The 22,069-nt window shown below is 45.7% G+C and carries 19 protein-coding genes and 1 other annotated feature; all 19 genes read left to right on the top strand.

Annotation, left to right across the window (positions count from 1 at the left end; genetic code table 11):
* Window positions 1-28: 28 nt before the first annotated feature.
* On the top strand, window positions 29-985 hold the full coding sequence (locus ACIFOD_RS17490; RefSeq protein ID WP_430315680.1) for an NAD(P)H-dependent flavin oxidoreductase: 957 nt from the start codon (window positions 29-31) through the stop codon (window positions 983-985).
* A gap of 609 nt (window positions 986-1,594) precedes the next feature.
* Window positions 1,595-2,566, top strand: a complete 972-nt coding sequence (locus ACIFOD_RS17485; RefSeq protein WP_397553162.1) for an ABC transporter substrate-binding protein — start codon at window positions 1,595-1,597, stop codon at window positions 2,564-2,566.
* A 16-nt stretch (window positions 2,567-2,582) separates the two neighbouring features.
* Window positions 2,583-3,602 (top strand): ABC transporter permease, encoded by a 1,020-nt coding sequence (locus ACIFOD_RS17480; RefSeq protein ID WP_397553065.1) that lies wholly within the window; start codon window positions 2,583-2,585, stop codon window positions 3,600-3,602.
* Window positions 3,586-4,380: an ABC transporter ATP-binding protein gene (locus tag ACIFOD_RS17475; protein ID WP_113968579.1), complete on the top strand. Its 795-nt coding sequence runs from the start codon at window positions 3,586-3,588 to the stop codon at window positions 4,378-4,380. The genes ACIFOD_RS17480 and ACIFOD_RS17475 overlap by 17 nt, the downstream gene beginning before the upstream one ends.
* Window positions 4,381-4,627: 247 nt before the next feature.
* The gene (locus tag ACIFOD_RS17470; protein WP_397553064.1) at window positions 4,628-5,023 is read left to right on the top strand and encodes a thioesterase family protein; all 396 of its coding nucleotides are present in this window, start codon (window positions 4,628-4,630) and stop codon (window positions 5,021-5,023) included.
* A gap of 108 nt (window positions 5,024-5,131) precedes the next feature.
* On the top strand, window positions 5,132-6,238 hold the full coding sequence (locus tag ACIFOD_RS17465) for a Leu/Phe/Val dehydrogenase (protein WP_181778075.1): 1,107 nt from the start codon (window positions 5,132-5,134) through the stop codon (window positions 6,236-6,238).
* 50 nt (window positions 6,239-6,288) lie between these two features.
* Window positions 6,289-7,353, top strand: coding sequence for a pyruvate dehydrogenase (acetyl-transferring) E1 component subunit alpha (gene pdhA, locus ACIFOD_RS17460; protein ID WP_430315679.1), 1,065 nt, complete (start codon window positions 6,289-6,291; stop codon window positions 7,351-7,353).
* Between the two features lies 1 nt (window position 7,354).
* Entirely contained in the window at window positions 7,355-8,350 is a 996-nt protein-coding gene (locus ACIFOD_RS17455) for an alpha-ketoacid dehydrogenase subunit beta (RefSeq protein ID WP_113968582.1), read from the top strand.
* A 15-nt stretch (window positions 8,351-8,365) separates the two neighbouring features.
* The gene (locus ACIFOD_RS17450) at window positions 8,366-9,547 is read left to right on the top strand and encodes a dihydrolipoamide acetyltransferase family protein (protein WP_430315678.1); all 1,182 of its coding nucleotides are present in this window, start codon (window positions 8,366-8,368) and stop codon (window positions 9,545-9,547) included.
* Complete coding sequence (gene lpdA, locus ACIFOD_RS17445) at window positions 9,548-10,975, top strand: dihydrolipoyl dehydrogenase (protein WP_430315677.1); 1,428 nt, start codon at window positions 9,548-9,550, stop codon at window positions 10,973-10,975. It abuts the gene before it with no gap.
* A 120-nt stretch (window positions 10,976-11,095) separates the two neighbouring features.
* Window positions 11,096-12,211, top strand: a complete 1,116-nt coding sequence (gene hppD / locus ACIFOD_RS17440; RefSeq protein ID WP_430315676.1) for a 4-hydroxyphenylpyruvate dioxygenase — start codon at window positions 11,096-11,098, stop codon at window positions 12,209-12,211.
* 177 nt (window positions 12,212-12,388) lie between these two features.
* The gene (hisC, locus tag ACIFOD_RS17435; protein ID WP_430315675.1) at window positions 12,389-13,498 is read left to right on the top strand and encodes a histidinol-phosphate transaminase; all 1,110 of its coding nucleotides are present in this window, start codon (window positions 12,389-12,391) and stop codon (window positions 13,496-13,498) included.
* Complete coding sequence (locus ACIFOD_RS17430) at window positions 13,499-14,110, top strand: flavin reductase family protein (RefSeq protein ID WP_113968587.1); 612 nt, start codon at window positions 13,499-13,501, stop codon at window positions 14,108-14,110.
* Window positions 14,111-14,116: 6 nt separating this feature from the next.
* Entirely contained in the window at window positions 14,117-15,100 is a 984-nt protein-coding gene (locus ACIFOD_RS17425) for a fumarylacetoacetate hydrolase family protein (RefSeq protein ID WP_430315674.1), read from the top strand.
* Window positions 15,048-16,193 carry a homogentisate 1,2-dioxygenase gene (locus ACIFOD_RS17420; protein ID WP_430315673.1) on the top strand — a complete coding sequence of 382 codons (1,146 nt, stop codon included), beginning with the start codon at window positions 15,048-15,050 and terminating at the stop codon, window positions 16,191-16,193. The genes ACIFOD_RS17425 and ACIFOD_RS17420 overlap by 53 nt, the downstream gene beginning before the upstream one ends.
* Before the next feature lie 707 nt (window positions 16,194-16,900).
* The gene (gene ilvE, locus ACIFOD_RS17415) at window positions 16,901-17,800 is read left to right on the top strand and encodes a branched-chain-amino-acid transaminase (protein WP_113968590.1); all 900 of its coding nucleotides are present in this window, start codon (window positions 16,901-16,903) and stop codon (window positions 17,798-17,800) included.
* Between the two features lie 15 nt (window positions 17,801-17,815).
* Window positions 17,816-19,483 (top strand): dihydroxy-acid dehydratase, encoded by a 1,668-nt coding sequence (gene ilvD / locus ACIFOD_RS17410; RefSeq protein WP_148967299.1) that lies wholly within the window; start codon window positions 17,816-17,818, stop codon window positions 19,481-19,483.
* Window positions 19,484-19,743 (top strand) — a binding site (T-box leader).
* Between the two features lie 74 nt (window positions 19,744-19,817).
* Window positions 19,818-21,539 carry an acetolactate synthase large subunit gene (gene ilvB, locus ACIFOD_RS17405; protein ID WP_430315672.1) on the top strand — a complete coding sequence of 574 codons (1,722 nt, stop codon included), beginning with the start codon at window positions 19,818-19,820 and terminating at the stop codon, window positions 21,537-21,539.
* Complete coding sequence (ilvN, locus tag ACIFOD_RS17400) at window positions 21,536-22,060, top strand: acetolactate synthase small subunit (protein WP_113968593.1); 525 nt, start codon at window positions 21,536-21,538, stop codon at window positions 22,058-22,060. The genes ilvB and ilvN overlap by 4 nt, the downstream gene beginning before the upstream one ends.
* Window positions 22,061-22,069: the final 9 nt, after the last annotated feature.

The following is a 22,069-nucleotide window of genomic DNA, read 5'->3' as shown; positions in this document are numbered from 1 at the left end:
AACATTAATTTAACGAAGGGGGATTATAATGAATAACCTAACGAACGTATTACATATAAAATATCCAATCATTCAAGGGGGCATGGGGAACATCAGCAACGCTCCCTTGACGGCGGCGATCTCGGAGGCTGGGGCGCTCGGTACAATAGGAGTCGGCACCATGGGCGTGGAGGAAGTGGAAGGGATCATCGTGGAAACGAAAAAGAGAACCAGTAAGCCTTTCGCTCTAAACATTCCAATCTCCATCACTCCTCACTTGAAGGAGATGATCCGCTTAGTGGTGACACAGGGAATACCGGTCGTTTCCTTATCTGCAGGAAATCCTGCCCCGCTCATTCCGTATTTCCATGAACACAACGTAAAGGTGATCTGTGTCGTCGCTTCGAAAAAGCAAGGAAAGAAAGCGGAAGACGCCGGTGCGGATGTGATCGTGGCAGAAGGCTATGAAGCTGCCGGGATCAACTCCAGCCTTGAAACGACAACCCTTGCCCTTATTCCACAACTCGTCGATACTGTGGCCATTCCTGTGGTCGCAGCAGGAGGGATCGGTGATGGAAGGGGACTCGCTTCCATGCTTGCCCTTGGTGCCAGTGGTGTGCAAATGGGTACGCGGTTCATCGCTACACAGGAAGCTCCTTTTCATGAAAACTATAAAACGACACTAGTGGAAGCAAAAGACGATAGCACCGTCATCGTCGGTCGTTCTGTCGGAAGGGTAAGAAGGGTCATGAAAACGCCTTATGCTGCACAACTGATTCAAAAAGAACAAGAGGGAGTCGCTCTTGAAGAGTTCAGTCGAATGACCTCAGAAGATTATCACCGTGTAGGAGCACTTGAAGGGAAGCTGGATCAGGGATTTATCAATGGAGGCCAAGTGTCCGGTCTCGTATCGGATGTTCCGACGGTGAAGGAATTGGTTGAGGGAATGATGATCGATGCCCAGGAAATTTTCAGTAAGCTATCAGGTAGTGGTGTGGAATCTTAATAGATTGTTGTAAAAAGGCACTTTTCCATGATTGGGGAAGTGTCTTTTTTATGGTGATGCTCACAATTTGGCACAAGTTTGGTCAAAAGTGGCACAACAAATCTCTAAAGTGGCACAAGTTTAATAGATTCCGGCACAACAAATTAAAAAATTAGAGATTCAAAGGGGAATACTATAGTACAAAACCATTAATTTAGCTGGATTTTCATAGAAAACGTTATTATAGTGACACTTTAACGATTCTTAAACCTAATAAATTACGTTTTCAAGTTGCATTCGCCACGAATTGCCAACCGCAACGTCCCAAGAACAATCAAAAGCACAAAAACGTACCCCACATCACGTTCACCAGCCCAACCACAGAAAAATTTTCCCGCAATTCCTCTAGAAATCATCACCAATACCGACTATACTAGTATTAATTTTTAAATTTTCCGAATATTATTGACTATTTTGTGACAGGAGTGATAATATAACGTTGTATTTACGTTGGTGTTTATTTTTATCATACTTGGATTTGCTAGTCTACCAGACTACTGATCATATACCAGGAAGAGAAAAAGGGGGATTTCTGTGAAGAAGAAGAGTTTATTACTTATTGTCATTTCTATGATGCTGGGAATGCTGTTTTTAGCGGGCTGTGGTAGTGATACAAGCTCAGGTGGAGAAGATGGTGAAAAGCAATATGTGATCGGGGTAACCCAGATTGTGGAACATCCGTCTTTAGATGCAGCATTTGAAGGTTTTAAGAAGGCATTGGCTGAAAACGGTTTCAAAGAAGGCGAAAATGTAAAATATGATGTTCAAATCGCCCAAGGAGATCAAAGTAATTCACAAAGTGCTGCCAAGAACTTTGTTGGAGACGGTGTCGACCTTATCTTTGCTAACTCAACCCCAAGTGCACAACACGCATTGAATGCAACGAAAGAGATTCCGATCGTTTTTACTTCTGTTACTGATCCTGTTGGTGCTGAATTGGTTAAGTCTTTTGAAGAGCCTGGTGAAAATATCACGGGAACGACCGATACTCATCCGGAAGCGATTTCAAAGACCCTTGAATTTATCACGGATGAAATGAAAGCGAAGAAGATTGGGGTTGTTTATAATTCCGGCGAACAAAATGCTGTCGTTCAAGTAGCTGAAGTGAATAAGCTTGCAGAAGAAAAAGGTGTGGAAGTGGCAGAAGCTACGGTTTCGACATCCGCTGATGTCAAACAGGCGACTGAATCCCTGGTGGGAAGAGTCGATGCCATTTACATCCCGAAAGATAATACAGTCGTTTCAGCGCTGGAATCAGTCATCACGGTAGCTAATGAAAAGGATATTCCTCTTTTTGTAGGAGAATTGGATTCATTGAAAAAAGGGGCGATTGCAGCGAGTGGATTCAACTATGAAGATCTTGGTTATCAAACTGGGTTAATGGCAGTGAAGATTCTAAAAGGGGAGAAAAAACCTTCTGAAATCCCTGTACAGGCTCCGGAAAACTTCGAGTTGATGTTCAATAAAGCGGCAGCTGAAGAACAAGGTGTGGAAGTACAGGAAGCCTGGTCTGAGCTCGGGAAATTTTTAGAAGAAAAATAGGAAGGGTTGATGATTCGTGCCAACAGCAATATTCGCATCCTTTGAATCTGGAATCATTTACGCTATTATGGCCCTCGGAGTCTACTTGTCCTTTCGGATATTGGATTTTCCCGATTTAACAGTCGACGGCAGCTTCGTTACGGGAGCCGCTGTCGCTGCCACCATGATTGTTAGTGGCGTAAATCCAGTCATCGCAACCATTACAGCGATTGTCATCGGATTTGTTGCAGGATGTATAACGGGACTACTTCACACGTTTGGAAAAATCAATGCCCTATTATCAGGGATTCTCATGATGATTGCCCTGTATTCTATCAATCTCAGGATAATGGGACGGTCGAATGTACCTTTACTAAGTCAGGATACTGCTTTTACAGGAGTGGAAGGATTTTGGTCATCTCTCGGAATCGATGCCGCACTCAATAAATTGTGGATGGCAGTGGGGCTTGGTGAGCCTGTACCGGGAACGTGGAGCATTTTATTTATTATGATCATTATCACGCTTGTCATCAAGTTTATAACAGACGGATTCTTGAAAACGGAAATCGGGTTGGCATTACGGGCGACTGGGGATAATCAGCGGATGATCCGCAGCTTCTCTGCTAATACGAATCTGATGATTATTCTGGGGTTGGGAATATCGAATGGGATGGTGGCACTGTCCGGAGCTTTGATTGCCCAGTATAGCCGATTTGCTGATGTCGGAATGGGAATCGGGATGATTATCATTGGACTTGCTTCAGTTATCATCGGTGAAGCTTTGTTCGGAACCAAGACGATCGCCCGTACGACGCTCGCAGTCATTGGTGGAGCGATTATCTATCGATTAGTCGTATCCATGGCTCTTCGCGTCGATTTCCTGGAAACAGGGGATATGAAGCTTATCACAGCGACAATAGTGATTCTTGCCCTTGTCATGCCTAAGGTGATGGACCGTTACAAGGATAGGAAACGAAAAGCGCAACGTATGGCAGAACGATTGGACAGGTCTTCAATCACAGATGGAAAGGGTGAGAGCGGTGTTACAATTAAATAGAATCCACAAAGTATTTAATGAAGGGACGCCCGATGAAAAAATCGCCCTTGATGACATTCAGCTCTCTTTAAAACCCGGGGATTTCGTCACTGTGATCGGAAGCAACGGAGCCGGGAAATCGACATTGATGAATATCGTTTCAGGGGTACTGCTGCCTGATGTGGGAAATGTTCTGATTGACGATCATGATGTTTCTAAGGTGTCCGAGTATAAAAGATCTAAGCTTATCGGTCGCGTGTTCCAGGATCCAATGGCAGGAACCGCACCTACTATGACCATCGAAGAGAACCTGGCCATGGCGTATTCCAGAAATCGTACCCGCACCTTTAAACTGGGTGTGACCAAAAAACGAAAAGTATTTTTTAAGGAAGTACTGGAAACACTTCACCTCGGACTTGAGAATCGATTAAATGCAAAGGTCGGGTTGCTATCAGGAGGGGAAAGACAGGCGCTCTCTCTACTGATGGCCACATTCACAGAACCGTCGATCTTATTGTTGGATGAACATACGGCAGCGTTGGATCCCGCCAGAGCGGATCTGATTACGAACCTGACGAAAGAGATTGTAGAGAAGTATAAGCTTACCACGTTGATGGTCACCCATAATATGCAGCAGGCGCTAGACCTTGGCAACCGATTGATCATGATGGATAAAGGCCAGATTATATTAGAGGTGAATGAAGAAGAGAAAAAACACCTCACAGTCGAAGGACTTCTCCACGAATTTCAGCGAATCCGTGGAAGCAAACTCGCCAGCGACCGGGCACTTCTCTCATAAGCTTACAAAAACAACAAACAACCTTCTACAAAAAGCAACGAAACTCTGTTTCGTTGCTTTTTTGCGTTAAAAGAGTGAGGGACGGACCTTCGGCTTCGCCGAAGGTCCGTCCCTCTGCATAACTTATATTAATATAATATTTTAAATTTTAACAATTTATTGACTATTTATAAAACAAAATGTTATTATATCGTTGAATTAACGTTATATAAAAATATATAATTTGTTGGTTTAAAGGGGGAAAGCAATGAAGTCTGGATTAGCAGAAGGACATACGGCCGTCGTCACGACAGAAGTAATCCCCAGCATGTATGCCCAGTTTGAAGGAGACGTGGTACACCCGGTGTATTCCACCGTCTCAATGGTTTACCACATGGAATGGGCATCAAGAAAGATCATTCTACCCTATTTGGAAGATCATGAAGAGGGAATGGGAGCCAAGGTGAACGTCGAGCATATGGCTCCGGCGAAAAACGGTTCCTTTCTTGAAATTAAAGCGAGCGTAATTAAATATGAACGAAACATCATCGTGACCGAAGTCACTGTCAGAGATAGAGAAAATGACAGACTCATTGGGAAAGGTGAAGTCAAACAAGTGGTACTGCCTAAAGAGATAATTAATGAAAGAATAAAAGAGAACTAGTTTTTGATCTATTTCATCAATAGGAGTGTAAAAGGAGGAAGATGAGTGTCTAACGTATTCACTAAAATGGAAGCGGTTACAAACAGAGAGCTTGCAGGGGGCGGAGAAATGGATATGTTCGAAAAAATACAAAATCATGAACAGGTTGTATTTTGCAATGATGAAGAAACAGGACTGAAAGCCATCATCGCCATACATAATACGACTCTTGGACCTGCACTGGGCGGCTGTCGAATGAGACCCTACACATCAGTAGATGAAGCACTTGAGGATGTTTTGCGTTTATCAAAAGGGATGACCTACAAATGTGCAGCGGCCGATGTTGACTTCGGTGGAGGAAAAGCCGTCATCATCGGAGATCCTGAAAAAGACAAACATCCTGAGTTGTTCCGTGCTTTTGGCCAATTTGTTGAATCCCTGAACGGAAGATTCTATACCGGGACAGACATGGGCACGACTCCTGATGACTTTGTTTATGCCTTAAAAGAAACGAATTGCATTGTAGGCGTCAATGAAGAATACGGTGGAAGCGGAGATTCATCCATCCCGACTGCCATGGGGGTGATCTACGGCTTACAGGCAACCAACCAAAACGTGTGGGGCTCAAAAGACCTCCATGGAAAAAGCTATGCCATTCAAGGGTTAGGAAAAGTAGGCTTTAAAGTAGCCGAGCGTCTACTTGAAGAGGGAGCAGACCTCTATGTAACGGATATCAGCCAGAAATCCATCGATCAGTTAGTAGCCAAGGCAAACAGAATGGGAGCAGCCATTAAAGTCGTATCCGGAGATGAGATCTACTCGGTTGATGCAGATGTCTTCATTCCTTGTGCCATCGGTGGAATCATTAATGATCACACGGTAGATCAGCTAAAAGTAAAAGCGGTTGTAGGTTCTGCCAACAATCAATTATTAGACCTTTCCCATGGTATGAAGCTGCACGAAAAAGGAATCCTGTATGCACCTGATTACATCGTCAATGCAGGCGGGTTGATCCAGGTAGCGGACGAATTGTACGAACCAAACAAAGAACGCGTCCTTCAAAAGACAAGTGCCATCTATAATAGCCTTCAAAATATTTACCTGCAATCAGAAAACCAGCATATGACCACAGTCGAAGCAGCCAACCGGTTCTGTGAGGACAGAATCCATGCACGCACAAGAAGAAACAGCTTCTTCTCCCATGCGAAACGTCCGAAATGGTCGGTTAGGACATAAATAAGCAAAGGTTTTCGTACCATCAAAAAAGCGCCAAAAGAGGTGATGAAATGATCGAGGAATTTCAATTGGTCCAGGTGATGGACCAACAAGGACAGCTGGTTCAAAGTGAGTATGAAAAGGACATTTCAGAAGACTTGGCCCGTACTTTTTATCGTCATCTAATCAGGATCCGTACCTTTGACCGCAAAGCCGTTAGCCTGCAGCGTCAAGGGCGGATCGGAACTTACGCACCATTTGAGGGACAGGAGGCATCCCAGGTGGGGAGTGCCCTTGCACTACAAGAGAAGGACTGGTTATTCCCGTCCTATAGGGATCATGGGGCAACCATGACATTCGGACACTCCCTTCTTCATATCCTCCTATTCTGGAAGGGGAGAAATGAAGGATGCGTGCCTCCTGAAGGAAAGAATATCTTCACTCCCGGCATTCCGATCGCGACACAGCTTCCCCATGCGGTAGGGGCGGCTTTTGCCGAGAAGAGAAAAGGAACCCGGAATGCAGCCATCGTTTATTTTGGTGATGGCGCCACCTCTGAAGGCGACTTTCATGAAGGATTGAACCTGGCAAGCGTCTGGGATGCCCCGGTCGTCTTTTTCAATCAAAACAATCATTACGCCATCTCCGTTCCCATGCAAAAGCAAATGAAAACAAAGACCATTGCCCAGAAATCACTTGCCTATGACATTCCAAGCGTACGCATCGACGGCAATGATATTTTTGCTGTTTACTTTGAAACGCTAAGGGCGCTGGAGAGAGCACGAAACGGGGACGGACCTACCTTGATCGAGTCCGTGACCTGGAGATACGGTGCCCATACAACCGCAGATGATCCGACGAAGTATCGTGATCAACAGGAAAGTGAGACCCGACGTAAGGAAAATGACCCTGTCGACCGGTTGACGAAATTCATGAAGCATCGAGGCTGGGTTGACGAAGAGTGGATGACCTCTGTTCAAAAGGAATGTGCGAAGGAAGTAGATCTTGCAGTAGAGGAACTGGAAGCATACCCGGCAGCCGATCCCAGTGTGATCTTTGATTATGTATTTGCGACACCGACCTGGACGATCCAGGAACAAAAAGATAAGCTCCTTGAGCGATGGAGAGGTGAGTAGAATGAGCACCTTAACGAAAATGAAGACGCTGACGATGGTTCAAGCCATAACGGATGCTATGAGAGTGATGCTCCAGGAAAGCGAAGATGTTCTGTTGATGGGTGAAGATATCGGGACGAATGGCGGAGTATTCAGGGCGACGGACGGTCTTCAACAGGAATTTGGTGAAGACCGGGTTCTTGATACACCCTTAAGTGAAGCCGGCTTTATTGGAGCGGCCATCGGGATGGGGCTGAACGGATTTCGTCCAGTAGCCGAGGTCCAATTTTTAGGATTCATCTACCCGGCATACGAGCAGATCATGACACATGCATCCAGAATACGCGCCCGTACCCTGGGACACTTTACCTGCCCATTGGTCATCAGGGCTCCGTATGGGGCTGGTGTAAGGGCGCCTGAGATTCATTCCGATAGCACGGAAGCACTTTTCACTCATATGCCGGGAATCAAGGTTGTTTGTCCCGCAACTCCCTATGATGCAAAGGGACTCCTGATTGCAGCCATCGAGGACCCTGATCCCGTTCTATTCCTGGAGCCTATGCGATGTTACCGTTCTTCCAGGGAAGAAGTGCCTGAAGAAAAGTACACCGTGGAAATCGGGAAAGGCAAGGTAGTCAAAGAGGGCGAGGACGTCACGATCATTGCGTGGGGAGCGATGGTGAAGGTAGCTGAAGACGCTGCTAAGGAAGCGGCTGGCAAAGGCATCGACTGTGAAGTCCTTGATCTTAGAACACTCTACCCTCTGGATAAAGACCTAATTTCGACCTCTGTTCAGAAAACAGGCAGAACCGTGATTGTCCATGAAGCACACGCCACTGGTGGAGTCGGAAATGATGTACTGGCGATCATCAATGACAAATCCTTTTTATATCAAAAAGCGCCGACTGAAAGGGTAACAGGATTCGATACACCTGTCCCATATTTCGGATTTGAAGATTTCTATTTGCCTGACAGTAAACGTGTGCTGGCTGCAGTGGAAAATGTAGCCCGCTATTAGACAAGGAGGGAGTCCATGGAAGTTAAGCTTCATGATATTGGGGAAGGCATGACCGAAGCCAATATCAATCACTTTCTTGTAAAAGTGGGGGATGTCGTGAGAGCGGATCAACCACTGGTAGAGGTACAAACAGATAAAATGACGGCAGAGATCCCGGCACCATTTTCAGGTGTGATCAAGGAGTTTACCGTTAGTGAAGGGGAAACGATCCCAGTGGGATCTACGGTTCTGTTGATGGAAAAAGAACAGAAGCAGTATGGGGGCGAGCGGTCCTTTCCACAAACAACTCAAGTATTGAAGAAAAGAAGGATCCTTGCTTCCCCGTATACGAGGAAAATAGCAAGGGAGAATGGTATTAACATAGAAGAAGTGGTTGGTTCCGGAGCTGGTGGTAGAATCCTCGATGAAGATATTTTCCTTTATATGAATGGAGAAAGTCAGTCAGTGCCGGTGACGGTTGAAGAACCTAAAACTATTGCCCATGCAGCACCGACTGAACCTGACGCTGAAACGATTCCTTTCCGGGGCAGACGCAAACAGATTGCTTCCAAAATGTCACAGTCACTCAGAACCATCCCGCACTGTACCCATTTTGAAGAAGTCGACGTTACGAATCTATTAGCCTGGAAAGATACCATGAAAGCGAGCGGCGGGTCCATTTCCGTGGGAGCTTATTTTATCAAAGTCATTTCTGTCTGTTTAAAAGAGTTTCCGGTCTTCAATGCCCGTCTCAATGAACAGGAGGAGTGTGTCGAGCTTCAGTCCCATCACAATATAGGAATCGCTGTAGATACAGAGGAAGGACTGATCGTCCCTGTCATCAAACAGGTTGAACGGAAAACCATTAAGGACATTCACGGCGAAATGAAGGAACTGACCGTAAAAGCACAGGAAGGCAAGTTAACGATGAAGGATATCAAAGAAGGAACCTTCACGGTCAGTAACGTAGGACCGCTGAACGGATCGATCGGAGCGACTCCGATCATTAACGAACCGGAAGTAGCCCTCCTCGCCTTTCATAAAACGAAGAAGCGTCCGATGGTGAACGAAAGAGATGAAATTGTCGTCCGTTCCATGATGAATGTTTCGATGTCCTTTGATCATAGGGTAGTAGACGGCGGAACAGCTGTGAAATTTACGAATCGATTACGGGATCTGATTGAAGAACCTCAATCCATGCTTTTGGAGTTGATGTAAATGGTAGTGGGAGAGATTACGGAAGATAAAGACATTGTCGTCATCGGAGGAGGTCCCGGGGGTTATCACGCAGCCATCAGAGCCGCGAGCCTCGGTAGACAGGTGACGTTGATCGAACGGGAGGATGTAGGCGGGACCTGTTTAAATAAAGGGTGCATTCCGTCAAAGGTATTCACCCATTTTGCCCAGGAATTTAAAAAGACGAAACACCTGAAGGAAATGGGGATGGAGTTTGGGGAAGTGGTAGCCAATCTTTCTTCTCTTCAAAACTATAAAAATAAAAAAATCACCCAGCTCCGATCAGGGGTAGAATCACTGTGCAAAGCGAATAAGGTTGAAATCGTAAAGGGCTCGGCATCCTTCCTGTCAGAATCCCGTATTGGAGTTGAAAACGGTCATGAGTTTTCCCTGTTTAATTTCAAACAGGCAATCGTCGCGACAGGTGGTGAGATTCAATACCCGGATGGAATTGAATTTGACTCGGATCGTGTCCTAAAAGAGAAAGAGATTTTTCAGCTCGAGGAAATTCCTGAGGAGCTGATCATATATGGGAGCGATTATATTTCATTGGAGGTCGCGACTATTTTCTCCATATTGGGAAGCCGTGTCACCCTTATTTTGAACGGGGAATTTCCATTTGACTCTGCCATATCAAAAGAACTGTTCAGACAGTTAAAAAAGCAGAAGGTCAATGTAATCAAGAATTCTACGCTGCAAGCTGCGAGTCAAGCTGAAGCAAAAGTCAAAGTGAGCATTGACAAAGGGAACGGGGAAATCGTTTCAATTGAAGGCTCTCACTTTGTCGCAAGTGGAAAAGTTAAGCCGAATCTATCAGACATCGGTCTTGACCGTCTCCGTGTTGAATTAACGGAGGAAGATTATATCCAAACAGATCGGGAGGGACGGACCTCCATTCCGAATATTTGGGCGATCGGGGATGTTACGGAAGGTCCGTCCCTCGCAGTCAAAGCGATCAAACAGGGTAAGGCGGCGGCCGAGGCCATGGCTGGGCTACAAGTGGAAGTAGATCTGCAGTTTGTGCCGACGGTGGTACAGATGAGTCCTCCTATTGCATGTGCAGGCTTGACAGAGGAAGAAGCAAGACGGGCAGGGTATTCGGTTACAGTGAGTGAGAACCCTGTCAGAGGAAACGGGTATGCTCAGCTGACGGATGAAAAGGATGGATTCGTGAAAGTCGTGTCAGACAGTGAAACGGATATGATTCTTGGGATTCATATGATGGGGAAGGGAGCAGTCGAGCTGATCACATCAGGTGTGCTCGGCCTTGAGATGGCAGCGAGAGATGAGGACTTTCGTTTTCCACTCTATCCGCACCCAAGTATGAATGAAAGTTTACTCGAAGCGGTCGAAGGATTAAAGGGAGACGCCGTGCACATGCCTCCCCGAAAAGAGGAGCTTGCCAGGTAAAGTGAGGAACACGCTTTTACACAGAGAAGCGTTTAAGCTTTACTAGCCGCTCTTGAGAAGTTCTATAAAACTATTTAATATAATATTCAGAATATACTAACGTTTAATGGAGGGGTTAGGATGCAAGAGAATGCAGCAAAAAAGCAGGTTAAAGTAGAAGATGTCTTCCCGGTAAGAGATGTAGATTTTTTGGAGTATTATACGGGTAATGCAAAGCAAGCTGCTCACTTCTTCTGTACAGCATTCGGTTTTAAGACCGTTGCCTATTCAGGGTTGGAAACAGGAAATCGTGACACAGTATCCTATGTACTGCAACAAAACAAAGTCCGATTGGTCATAACGGGAAGCCTGCACGAAGGCAGCCGGGTGGCTCAATTCGTAAAGCATCACGGAGACGGCATTAAAGATATCGCCCTTGTGGTGGATGATGTTGAAAAGGCTTACACTGGTGCGGTATCCCGCGGTGCGATTGAAATCATGCCACCTTCGACCCTCGAAGATGATAATGGAAAATTGAAGAAAGCCATCATTGGTACATACGGGGATACGATCCATACCCTTGTGGAACGTAAAGATTATAAAGGGATCTTCATGCCGGGTTTTGAAAAATATGATTCTACTCTTAAACATGAAGATGCCGGTATCATCGCTGTGGATCACGTAGTTGGAAACGTGGAGAGCATGGAAGAGTGGGTGGAGTACTATGAAAAAGTGATGGGCTTCAAGGAAATGCGCCACTTCACAAATGAAGACATTACAACGGAATACTCAGCCCTTATGTCCAAGGTTATGCATAACGGCGGTCGCATTAAATTCCCGATCAATGAGCCTGCTGAAGGAAAACGCAAATCACAAATTCAGGAATATCTTGAGTTCTACGGTGGTCCAGGAGTGCAGCATATTGCCATCTTAACCGAGGATATCGTGAAGACAGTTGGTATCTTGAAGGAAAATGGTGTGGAATTCCTAAATACTCCGGATTCCTATTACGACATGCTTTCAGAGCGTGTAGGGGAAATCGATGAAGAGATTTCCAAGATCAAGGAGTTGAATATTCTAGTAGACCGTGATGACGAAGGCTACCTGCTTCAAATATTCACAAAGCCAATCGTAGATCGTCCAACTCTTTTCATTGAAGTGATTCAACGTAAGGGTGCAAGAGGATTCGGAGAAGGAAACTTCAAAGCATTATTCGAATCCATCGAGCGCGAGCAAGAACGCAGAGGAAACCTATAAAAAATAGATAGAGTATATATAACGGGGGTCAAAGGACCGGTCAGGGGGTTAACTCATGAAGAGATTAGCTGCTTCTACTTATAATATCGTACAGTTTGCAGGTACCATATTTGAACAGAAGATAAGCTAACACGTGAGTCGACCCCCTTCATCCATGAGGAAGGCGAGGATTCATGTATGACATTAAAGTTCAAAACAAGAGAAGCAGTCACGCATATCGCTCCATACGTGCTGGGGAAGACGCTTGGCGACTTACAGAAGGAGCATGGTCTCTCCTCAATCAGAAAGCTGTCAGAAAATGAAAATATATATGGCTGCTCCCCGAAAGTGAAGCAGTGGTTTAAAGAAAATGGGAGCGACCTGTTTTTGTATCCGGACGGAGCTGCCGTCGATCTTAGTCAAAAGGTTTCAGCGTTTTTAGGGGTTCCGAAAGAACAGATCGTATTCGGGAATGGCTCAGATGAAGTGATCCGGCTGTTGACGAGAGCTTACTTGAGCGCTGGCGACGAAGCCGTTATGGCAGATGTTACATTTCCCAGGTACCAGACCAATGTGTTCCTGGAGGGAGGCACTCCGGTCATTGTCCCTCTCGTAAACGGTACCCATGACTTGCAGGGGATGCTTGACCACATCACTCCGAAAACGAAGCTGATCTTTGTGTGTAATCCCAATAACCCAACCGGAACCATCGTCGGAAAAAAAGAACTCCTGCACTTTATCGAGAGCGTCCCTTCGCACATCCTGGTGGTGGTGGATGAAGCCTATATGGAGTACGTCACAACCGATGACTATTTAGAAACCCTGCCTCTTCTGTCAGCATTCGAAAACCTGATCGTCCTTAGAACATTTTCGAAAATATATGGCCTGGCCGGACTAAGAGTAGGGTTCGGGGTCATGAATGAAGAGATCGCAGAACAACTTCGTAAAGTGAAAGATGTATTCAATGTGAATACCGTTGCCCAGAAGTCAGCGATCATTGCCCTGGAAGATCAAGCGTTTATTAGGGAGTGTACCCATAAGAACGAGCAGGGCCGTCTTTATTTGGAAAATGAATTTGACCGAATGGGGATATCCTACTTCCCGACTCAATCGAACTTTATCATGGTGGACACGGGAATGAATGGTGACACGGTCTCATATGAACTTGTGAAAAGGGGGCTCGTCGTCCGTTCAGGAACTCTTCTCGGATATCCGACCACGGTTCGTGTCACGATTGGAACAGAGGACGATAACAAGAGATTTGTTGGAGCACTGGAAGACATTTTGCAAAACGAAGGGGTGAACTAAATGGATATCAAACCCCAGACGCTGGAGTGGCAGTCAGCCTATAAACTGATGATCGGCTCGATTTTGCCCCGGCCGATTGCCTTCGTTTCATCCCTTGATGAAGATGGGATTGCAAACCTGGCCCCTTACAGCTTCTTTACGGCGATTTGTGCAGAGCCTATGCTCGTTTGCTTCTCCCCCATGAGAAGAGGGAAGGATGGCAGCAAAAAGGATACCCTCCGAAATATCGAGAAAACGAAGGAATTCGTCATCAATATCGTTAGTGAAGAGTTTGTGGAGGAAATGAATAACTGTGCCATTGAATTTGAACCTGGCGTTGATGAATTCGAGCAGGTCGGGCTGACGAAGAAGGAGTCCATTACGGTAAAGCCTCCAGGAGTATCTGAAAGCAAGGTGCAGTTGGAATGCGTCCTTCATGAAGTTCTTCATTTCGGCGATCATCCTGGTGCAGGAAGCCTGGTCATCGGGAAGGTAGAATGTGTGAGAATCAATGATGAACTCTATTACGACGGAAAAATAGATTCAAAGGAACTCAAGCCGGTCGGAAGACTTGCCGGTCAGATGTACACCAAACCATTATCCGATTCATTTGAATTGATTCGAAAAAGGTGATGTTACGTGAAGCTGGTTAGTTTTTTAAAAGAAGGAGAAGTAAGGGCAGGATTCGTTCAGGATGACCTTGTCGTGGACATCCATGCTGTCAGCAATGGATCGCTCCCTAAAGACATGTTATCCATTATCGATCTTGGAGAAGAAGGCATGAAAAGGATGAAGGGGCTCGGTACCTTGTCGGAAAAAGACATGGGAGTACATTCATTACGTGAAGTCACCCTGAAGTCTCCGATTCCAAGGCCAGTCAGCATCCGGGATTTCTATGCGTTTGAAGAACATGTGAAAACGGCCCGTAAACGGAGGGGACTGGATGTTGTGCCGGAATGGTATGACATCCCCGTCTTCTATTTTACGAATCATTTAGCTGTAAAGGGTCCTCTCGATCATATTGAAAAGCCGGCTGACTGTGAGTGGCTTGATTATGAATTGGAAATCGCCTGCGTGATTGGCAAAGAAGGAAAAAACATTTCAAAAGAAAACGCGGAAGACTATATTTATGGTTATTTTATCATGAACGACTGGAGTGCAAGGGACATCCAGAAGCATGAGATGAAAGTAGGGCTTGGTCCAGCGAAAGGAAAGGACTTTGCCACTTCTTTCGGACCTTATTTAGTGACGAAGGATGAACTGGAGACCTATAGAAAGGGAGACCGTTTTGACCTGCCTATGACGGGGAAGGTGAATGGGAAACTCTTATCCAAGGGTAATTATCAGGATATCCATTATACATTTGCAGACATGATCGAGCGCGCCTCTAAAGGCGTCACCCTGTGTCCCGGCGAAGTGATTGGATCCGGAACCGTTGGAACAGGATGCATTTTAGAGCTTGGTACTGAGACGCATCCGTGGTTGAAGCCTGGGGACGTAGTGGAATTAGAGATTGCGGGCTTAGGTGTTTTGCGTAATACAATTGTAAGCAGAAGAGAGGAGGAAAATCATGTACTATCGTCAACTGGGGAAAATACCTCACAAACGTCACACCATGTTTAAAAAAGCCGATGGCACGCTTTACAGAGAGCAGGTCATGGGAACGAAGGGATTCTCGGGAACTCAGTCGATTCTGTATCATCATCATTTGCCGACGGCTGTGGCGAAAACAGAGTATTTAGGGAGTTATATGCCGGAGTTTGAGGATGAGGGGGCACTTCGTCATCGACATTTCTTTACAGACAGAGTCGAGAAAAAAGGCTGTGCCTTAAAGAGCCGTGAATATTTACTCGGTAATTCCGATTTATTGATTGGAACTGCCTATGTAACAGAAGAGATGAAAAGCTTTTATCGGAATGGTGACGGAGACGAAATGCTTTATATCCATTTTGGTAAAGGAAAGGTAGAGACGATGTTCGGAACGCTCACCTATGGAAAAGGAGATTATGTGGTGATTCCGATCGGGACCATCTACCGCGTCGTTCCTGAAGAAGAGACGAAGATGCTGATCGTCGAGTCCTTCAGTCAGATTACCACCCCTCGCCGTTATCGCAATGAGTACGGACAGTTACTGGAGCACAGTCCGTTTTGTGAACGGGATCTGCGAGGACCTGAGAAGCTTGCAACCATGGATGAAGAAGGCGAATTCGAAGTGATCACCAAATCAAGGGGAGGGCTTCATTCCCATGTGTTAAATCATCACCCATTGGACGTCGTCGGCTGGGATGGCTATCTGTATCCCTGGGTGTTCAACATTGAGGATTTTGAGCCGATTACAGGACGCGTACATCAGCCGCCTCCAGTTCATCAAACGTTTGAAGGACATAACTTTGTTGTCTGCTCGTTTGTTCCAAGATTATACGACTACCATCCGGAATCTATTCCTGCTCCTTATAATCACAGCAACGTGAACAGTGATGAGCTGCTGTACTATGTGGAAGGAAACTTCATGAGCAGAAAGGGAATCAAAGAAGGATCGATCACCCTCCACCCGAGCGGGATTCCACACGGTCCTCATCCAGGAACGACAGAAGCCAGTATCGGGAAAAAAGAAACCCTCGAACTAGCCGTCATGATCGATACCTTCAAACCGTTGAAGATCGTTAAAAAAGCAAAGGATGTCGAGGATCCAAATTATATGTTCACGTGGGTATAAAAGAAGAATCAATCCAAAGGCCATCTGGTTGCTTGGGTTGATTCTTTTTAATTTATATAGAGTTTAAAAAAGTGACGACTGCTTCTTGGGTGAATATATTTCTTTATGAAAGGTTATTCATCATTGTAGAAGAAATGAAATTAAATTCAAGATTGAAAGGTATTACGAATTATGGGAATGAAAGGTTTTGTATTGGATTCATTACTTATTGATAATCGTCATCCCAGATTTATAAAAATTCATTCCTATTATTTATTAGAAAAATGAATTCTCATTTATAATAAAACAGTGAGAATTTATCAGTCATATACACACAGGTCCAAACTCCCCGAACCCCCATTCTCAGAGGATTTTGTCGAAAAATTTTCAAAAGAGATCCACACCAGAACTGAAGCTTCATTCACCCCATTTTCTTAAAAAATTTCAAAATATTTTTTCTGCGTATAAACTCTATAAGGACAAAGATGTAAGCGTTTACTTATAATCAGATAAATCTAAATAATCAAAAAATTTACAAAAAGCCTGTTGACCTAACCGGGAAACGGGAGTAATATTGTCCTCAATAAAAAAATCTGAGCCAGCAGGAAGCGGCAGCAACACTTGAACCAAGCCGCCTGCTAAAGTAAGCTCCAAGTCAACGTACTTGCGTTGCAATAATAAATTTCTGAATAATCAAATAAATTTCAACCGGGAAAGGAATGATTAACATGAACGAACAGTGGATCTACTTAGACGGACAATTTGTAAAAAAGGAAGACGCAGTTGTATCTGTGTACGACCATGGTTTTCTATATGGAGATGGAGTGTTCGAAGGGATTCGAATGTATGATGGGAATGTGTTCCGTCTGGAAGAGCATGTTGATCGCCTTTATGACTCAGCAAAATCCATCATGTTGCATATCGAAGTCTCTAAAGAAGAGATGAGCGACATTATCGTAGATACATTGAAAAAGAATCAACTTGAGAATGCCTACATACGAGTGGTCATTTCGAGAGGTGTTGGAAACCTGGGATTGGATCCATTTACTTGTAGGAAGCCACAAATCATCGTCATTGCAGAACAACTGGCCCTATTCCCGAAAAGCCTATACGAAACGGGCATTGATATCGTTACAGTGGCCAGCCGCCGAAATCGTGCAGATGTTCTTTCACCAAAGGTTAAATCCTTAAATTACTTAAATAACATTCTCGTTAAAATCGAAGCGAACCTCGCTGGTGTAAGCGAAGCATTAATGTTGAACGATCAAGGATATGTAGCAGAGGGATCCGCAGACAATATCTTCATTGTCAAAAAAGGAAAGATCCTGACACCTCCCGGATATGTAGGGGCCCTTGAAGGAATCACCCGTAATGCCATCATTGAGATTGCCGGGAAATTAGGATTCGAGATGAAGGAAGAAGTCTTCACCCGTCATGATGTGTATACAGCGGATGAAGTGTTCTTAACAGGCACAGCCGCCGAAGTCATTGCCGTTGTAAAGGTTGACGGACGTGTAATCGGTGAAGGAAAACCTGGAAAGTATACAACCCAATTATTGCAGGAGTTCAGAAGCACTGTCACGCAGGATGGAAGAAAAGTTTACAAACAGAATGCTCAAGTTGGCTAAGTTGGAGGTGATGACGTGAGAAGTGACATGATCAAGAAAGGAATCGACCGGGCTCCCCACCGCAGTTTACTATATGCAACGGGGGTCAAGCTCGAAGACATGGAAAAACCATTTATCGGGGTGTGCAACTCTTACATCGATATCATTCCCGGTCATATGCATTTAAACGGATTTGCCCAGGTGGTGAAAGAAGCGATCCGGGAAGCCGGCGGGATCCCATTCGAATTCAACACAATCGGTGTGGATGATGGGATCGCCATGGGACATATCGGGATGAGGTACTCACTCCCGAGCCGGGAACTGATTGCCGACTCAGCAGAAACCGTCATCAACGCTCACTGGTTCGACGGAGTGTTCTACATTCCGAACTGTGACAAGATCACACCGGGAATGCTCATGTCAGCTGTCCGAACAAACGTCCCTTCCGTCTTTGTATCAGGGGGCCCGATGGAAGCGGGGGTTTCCAGCGACGGGAAGCCATTATCACTCGTATCCGTTTTCGAAGGAGTAGGCGCCCATCAGTCAGGAAGGATGACGGCAGAACAGCTTCTCGACATTGAAGCCAATGCATGTCCCACTTGCGGATCATGCTCAGGAATGTTCACAGCGAACTCCATGAATTCCCTGATGGAAATGCTTGGAATGGCTCCTCCGGGAAATGGCACCATTGTTGCTACATCGGAAGAACGGCATCAGTTAATCAAGGATGCAGCCAAATATCTGGTAGAAATGGTAAAGAAGGATATTAAACCAAGAGACATCATAACAAAAGACACCATCGATGATGCATTCGCTTTAGACATGGCCATGGGAGGTTCAACCAATACCGTCCTCCACACACTGGCGATTGCCAATGAAGCGGAAATCGATTATGACATCAACCGAATCAATAAAGTGGCAGAACGAGTCCCGTATTTATCTAAGATAAGCCCGGCATCTGATTACTCCATGCAGGATGTTCACAATGCAGGCGGGGTCAGCGCCATCATTAAAGAGCTATGTGAAATGGAAGCTGTACACAAAGACCGCATCACGGTTACAGGAAAGTCACTATACGAAAATGTGAAGGATGCTCATATTCAAAATGACGATGTCATCCGTCGCAGGGAAAATGCCCACAGTCCAGTCGGAGGATTATCCGTCCTCTTTGGAAATATCGCTCCAAACGGGGGAGTCATTAAAGTCGGAGCAGTCGACCCATCCATTAAAACATTCATGGGGGAAGCGATTGTATACGAATCTCAGGATGATGCCCTTGCCGGAATCGAAAGTGGAGAAGTAAAAGAAGGTCATGTCGTAGTCATTCGATATGAAGGGCCAAAAGGTGGTCCGGGAATGCCGGAGATGCTGGCACCGACTGCAGCCATTGCAGGCCGTGGTCTTGAAAAGAAAGTCGCACTCATGACAGATGGACGATTTTCAGGAGCATCCCGGGGCATTTCAATCGGTCATGTCTCACCGGAAGCGGCTGAAGGAGGACCGATCGGTGTTGTTGAAAATGGAGATCCCATCTTCATTGATCTCACGAATCGAACGATTTCCCTCATGGTTTCAGAATCAGAACTTCAGTTCAGGCAAAAGGAGTGGGTACAGCCACCTCCAAAGATCAGAAAAGGTTATTTAGCACGATATGCCAAACTTGTCACATCAGCCAGTACAGGTGGAATTTTGAAAACGGAATAGAGTAAAGCGTTGAAGAGGTAAAAGGATTGGAAATCGTATTTTCAGAGAGCTGGTGGTGCTGCAAACCAGTAATACATCCAATACCGACATCCCCTCTGAGTATCGTTCTGAACCTCTGATAGTAGGAACGATCGAGTAGATGATACTCGTTACAAAAACAAAGGCTGGTGAAACTGATCAGCCTGCAAAGGGAGATGATAACCGTTGTCTCTGAATTAGGGTGGTACCGTGGAAAGGATGAAGACCTTTTCGCCCCTGCGAAAGATGAACTCTGTCGTAGTGGGTCGAAAGGTCTTTTTTGTTTGGAATAAGTAAAAAGAGGAGGAGATAGGCAATGAGAGCGAAGGTAGAGGCAGAACTGGCTTCACAGACACTAACAGATAATGTCAACGGTGCTGATATGCTCATGAAAGCTTTGAAGGAGGAAAAGGTTGAGATTCTGTTTGGGTATCCTGGAGGAGCGGTCTTGCCGATTTACGATGCTCTATACAAAGCCCCGATCAAGCACGTTCTCGCTCGACATGAGCAAGGCGCCATCCATGCGGCAGAAGGGTATGCCCGTGTGTCAGGGAGACCGGGTGTGGTCATTGCCACGTCAGGACCGGGAGCAACGAATTTAGTGACAGGGATTGCCGATGCCATGATGGATTCACTGCCTCTTGTTATTTTTACCGGGCAGGTGGCTTCAGGGGTCATCGGAACCGATGCTTTCCAGGAAGCGGACGTAGTCGGGATCACAATGCCGATCACCAAGCATAATTATCAGGTGCGTGATATTAAAGACTTACCTAGGATTGTGAAGGAAGCCTTTCATATCGCATCAACCGGCAGGCCTGGACCCGTACTTGTCGACATTCCGAAAGACTTGACCTTGCAGCAAGCTTATCCGGTACACGATGTGGAAATGGACTTACCGGGGTATCAGCCTAACTTCTATCCCAATCCACTTCAAATCAAGAAGCTGGTGGAAGCCATCAAAGTTTCCAGGCAGCCGGTCATCTTAGCCGGGGCTGGAGTCCTTCACGGAAAGGCAACGGAGGAACTGAAGACTTTCGCAGAACAATATGACATCCCGGTGATTCACACCCTCTTAGGTTTAGGGGGATTTCCGGCAGATCACCCGTTGTTTCTCGGCATGGCGGGGATGCATGGGTGTTATGCAAGCAATATGGCTCTCCACGAATGTGACTTGCTCATCAATATCGGCGCCCGATTTGATGACAGGTTGACCGGGAATCTCGCGACCTTTGCACCGAGGGCCAAGGTGGTCCATATCGATATCGACCCGGCTGAGATCGGGAAGAATGTCAAAACGCAGATACCGATCGTAGCCGATGCCAAACAGGCACTGGAGAAACTCCTTCAACATGGGGAAGAAAAGCCTGATTTCGATGCCTGGCATCATCATCTTAAGTCATACAAAAGGGAATATCCTTTCTGGTATAACCAGGCCCACGATGTTCTGTCACCTCAACGCCTAATCGAACAGGTGTATGAAATGACAAACGGGGAAGCGGTTGTCACAACAGACGTGGGACAGCATCAAATGTGGGCGGCACAGTATTACTCTTTTAAAAAGCCGAATAATTGGGTCACTTCCGGTGGCCTTGGGACGATGGGATTCGGATTTCCGGCAGCGATCGGGGCTCAGTTAGCGAACCCAGACAGTACAGTGGTCGCCTTTGTAGGAGATGGAGGATTCCAAATGACACTTCAGGAGCTGGTTCTTCTGAAAGAATTGAATCTTCCAGTAAAAGTAGTCCTTCTCAATAACGGCACACTCGGGATGGTGAGACAGTGGCAGGAAACCTTCTTTGAAAAGAGATACTCACAATCGGTGTTCAACACCCAGCCAGATTTTGTGAAACTGGCTGAATCATACGGAATCAAAGGGTATCAGGTGAAAACCCAGGAGGAAGTCGATTCTGTGTTAAAAGAAGCATTAACAAGTGATGAACCGGTACTCATTGATTGCTGGGTGAATCCAAAAGAAAATGTCTACCCGATGGTGGCTCCAGGAAAAGGATTACATGAAATGTTAGGAGTGAAACCATGAGGAAACGGATTGTAACGGCTCTCGTTCATAACCGGAGTGGTGTCTTGAATCGGGTGACCGGATTGTTTACAAAGCGTCAGTTCAACATCGAAAGCATTTCAGTGGGCTACACAGAAGTCGAAGGAATTTCGAGAATGACGTTTGTCGTCAATGTAGAAGACGATGGGAAAATTGAACAGCTTTTAAAACAGCTGCATAAACAAATCGATGTCCTCAAGGTCTCCGACATCACGGATCAAGGCGTCGTCGCAAGGGAACTGGCACTCATCAAGGTGTTGAGTACAGGACAGACCCGGTCCGAAATCAATGGGATCGTAGAACCATTCAGAGCCGCCATCATTGATGTGGCAAGGGACAGCGTAACCGTCCAGGTAACGGGTGAAACATCGAAAATAGAAGCGATCATCGATTTGTTAAGACCTTACGGAATCAAAGAAATTGCCCGAACAGGCATCACGGCATTCGCAAGGGGAAATGGTAAATCGGTGACGGATTTAAAACAATATTCAATCGTGAATTAGTAGCTGTAT

It is taken from the genome of Rossellomorea sp. NRS-1567 (assembly GCF_050467885.1).
GTDB classification, from domain to species: domain Bacteria; phylum Bacillota; class Bacilli; order Bacillales; family Bacillaceae_B; genus Rossellomorea; species Rossellomorea aquimaris_C.
The sequence above is the reverse complement of the archived record's forward strand: the minus strand, read 5'-3'. Positions and strand labels throughout refer to the sequence as shown.

Coding starts and splice junctions, on each gene's coding strand:
- ACIFOD_RS17490 (WP_430315680.1), top strand. CDS start 29: ATGAATAACCTAACGAACGTATTACATATAAAATATCCAATCATTCAA.
- ACIFOD_RS17485 (WP_397553162.1), top strand. CDS start 1,595: ATGATGCTGGGAATGCTGTTTTTAGCGGGCTGTGGTAGTGATACAAGC.
- ACIFOD_RS17470 (WP_397553064.1), top strand. CDS start 4,628: ATGAAGTCTGGATTAGCAGAAGGACATACGGCCGTCGTCACGACAGAA.
- ACIFOD_RS17465 (WP_181778075.1), top strand. CDS start 5,132: ATGGATATGTTCGAAAAAATACAAAATCATGAACAGGTTGTATTTTGC.
- pdhA (WP_430315679.1), top strand. CDS start 6,289: ATGATCGAGGAATTTCAATTGGTCCAGGTGATGGACCAACAAGGACAG.
- ACIFOD_RS17455 (WP_113968582.1), top strand. CDS start 7,355: ATGAGCACCTTAACGAAAATGAAGACGCTGACGATGGTTCAAGCCATA.
- ACIFOD_RS17450 (WP_430315678.1), top strand. CDS start 8,366: ATGGAAGTTAAGCTTCATGATATTGGGGAAGGCATGACCGAAGCCAAT.
- lpdA (WP_430315677.1), top strand. CDS start 9,548: ATGGTAGTGGGAGAGATTACGGAAGATAAAGACATTGTCGTCATCGGA.
- hppD (WP_430315676.1), top strand. CDS start 11,096: ATGCAAGAGAATGCAGCAAAAAAGCAGGTTAAAGTAGAAGATGTCTTC.
- hisC (WP_430315675.1), top strand. CDS start 12,389: ATGACATTAAAGTTCAAAACAAGAGAAGCAGTCACGCATATCGCTCCA.
- ACIFOD_RS17430 (WP_113968587.1), top strand. CDS start 13,499: ATGGATATCAAACCCCAGACGCTGGAGTGGCAGTCAGCCTATAAACTG.
- ACIFOD_RS17420 (WP_430315673.1), top strand. CDS start 15,048: ATGTACTATCGTCAACTGGGGAAAATACCTCACAAACGTCACACCATG.
- ilvE (WP_113968590.1), top strand. CDS start 16,901: ATGAACGAACAGTGGATCTACTTAGACGGACAATTTGTAAAAAAGGAA.
- ilvB (WP_430315672.1), top strand. CDS start 19,818: ATGAGAGCGAAGGTAGAGGCAGAACTGGCTTCACAGACACTAACAGAT.
- ilvN (WP_113968593.1), top strand. CDS start 21,536: ATGAGGAAACGGATTGTAACGGCTCTCGTTCATAACCGGAGTGGTGTC.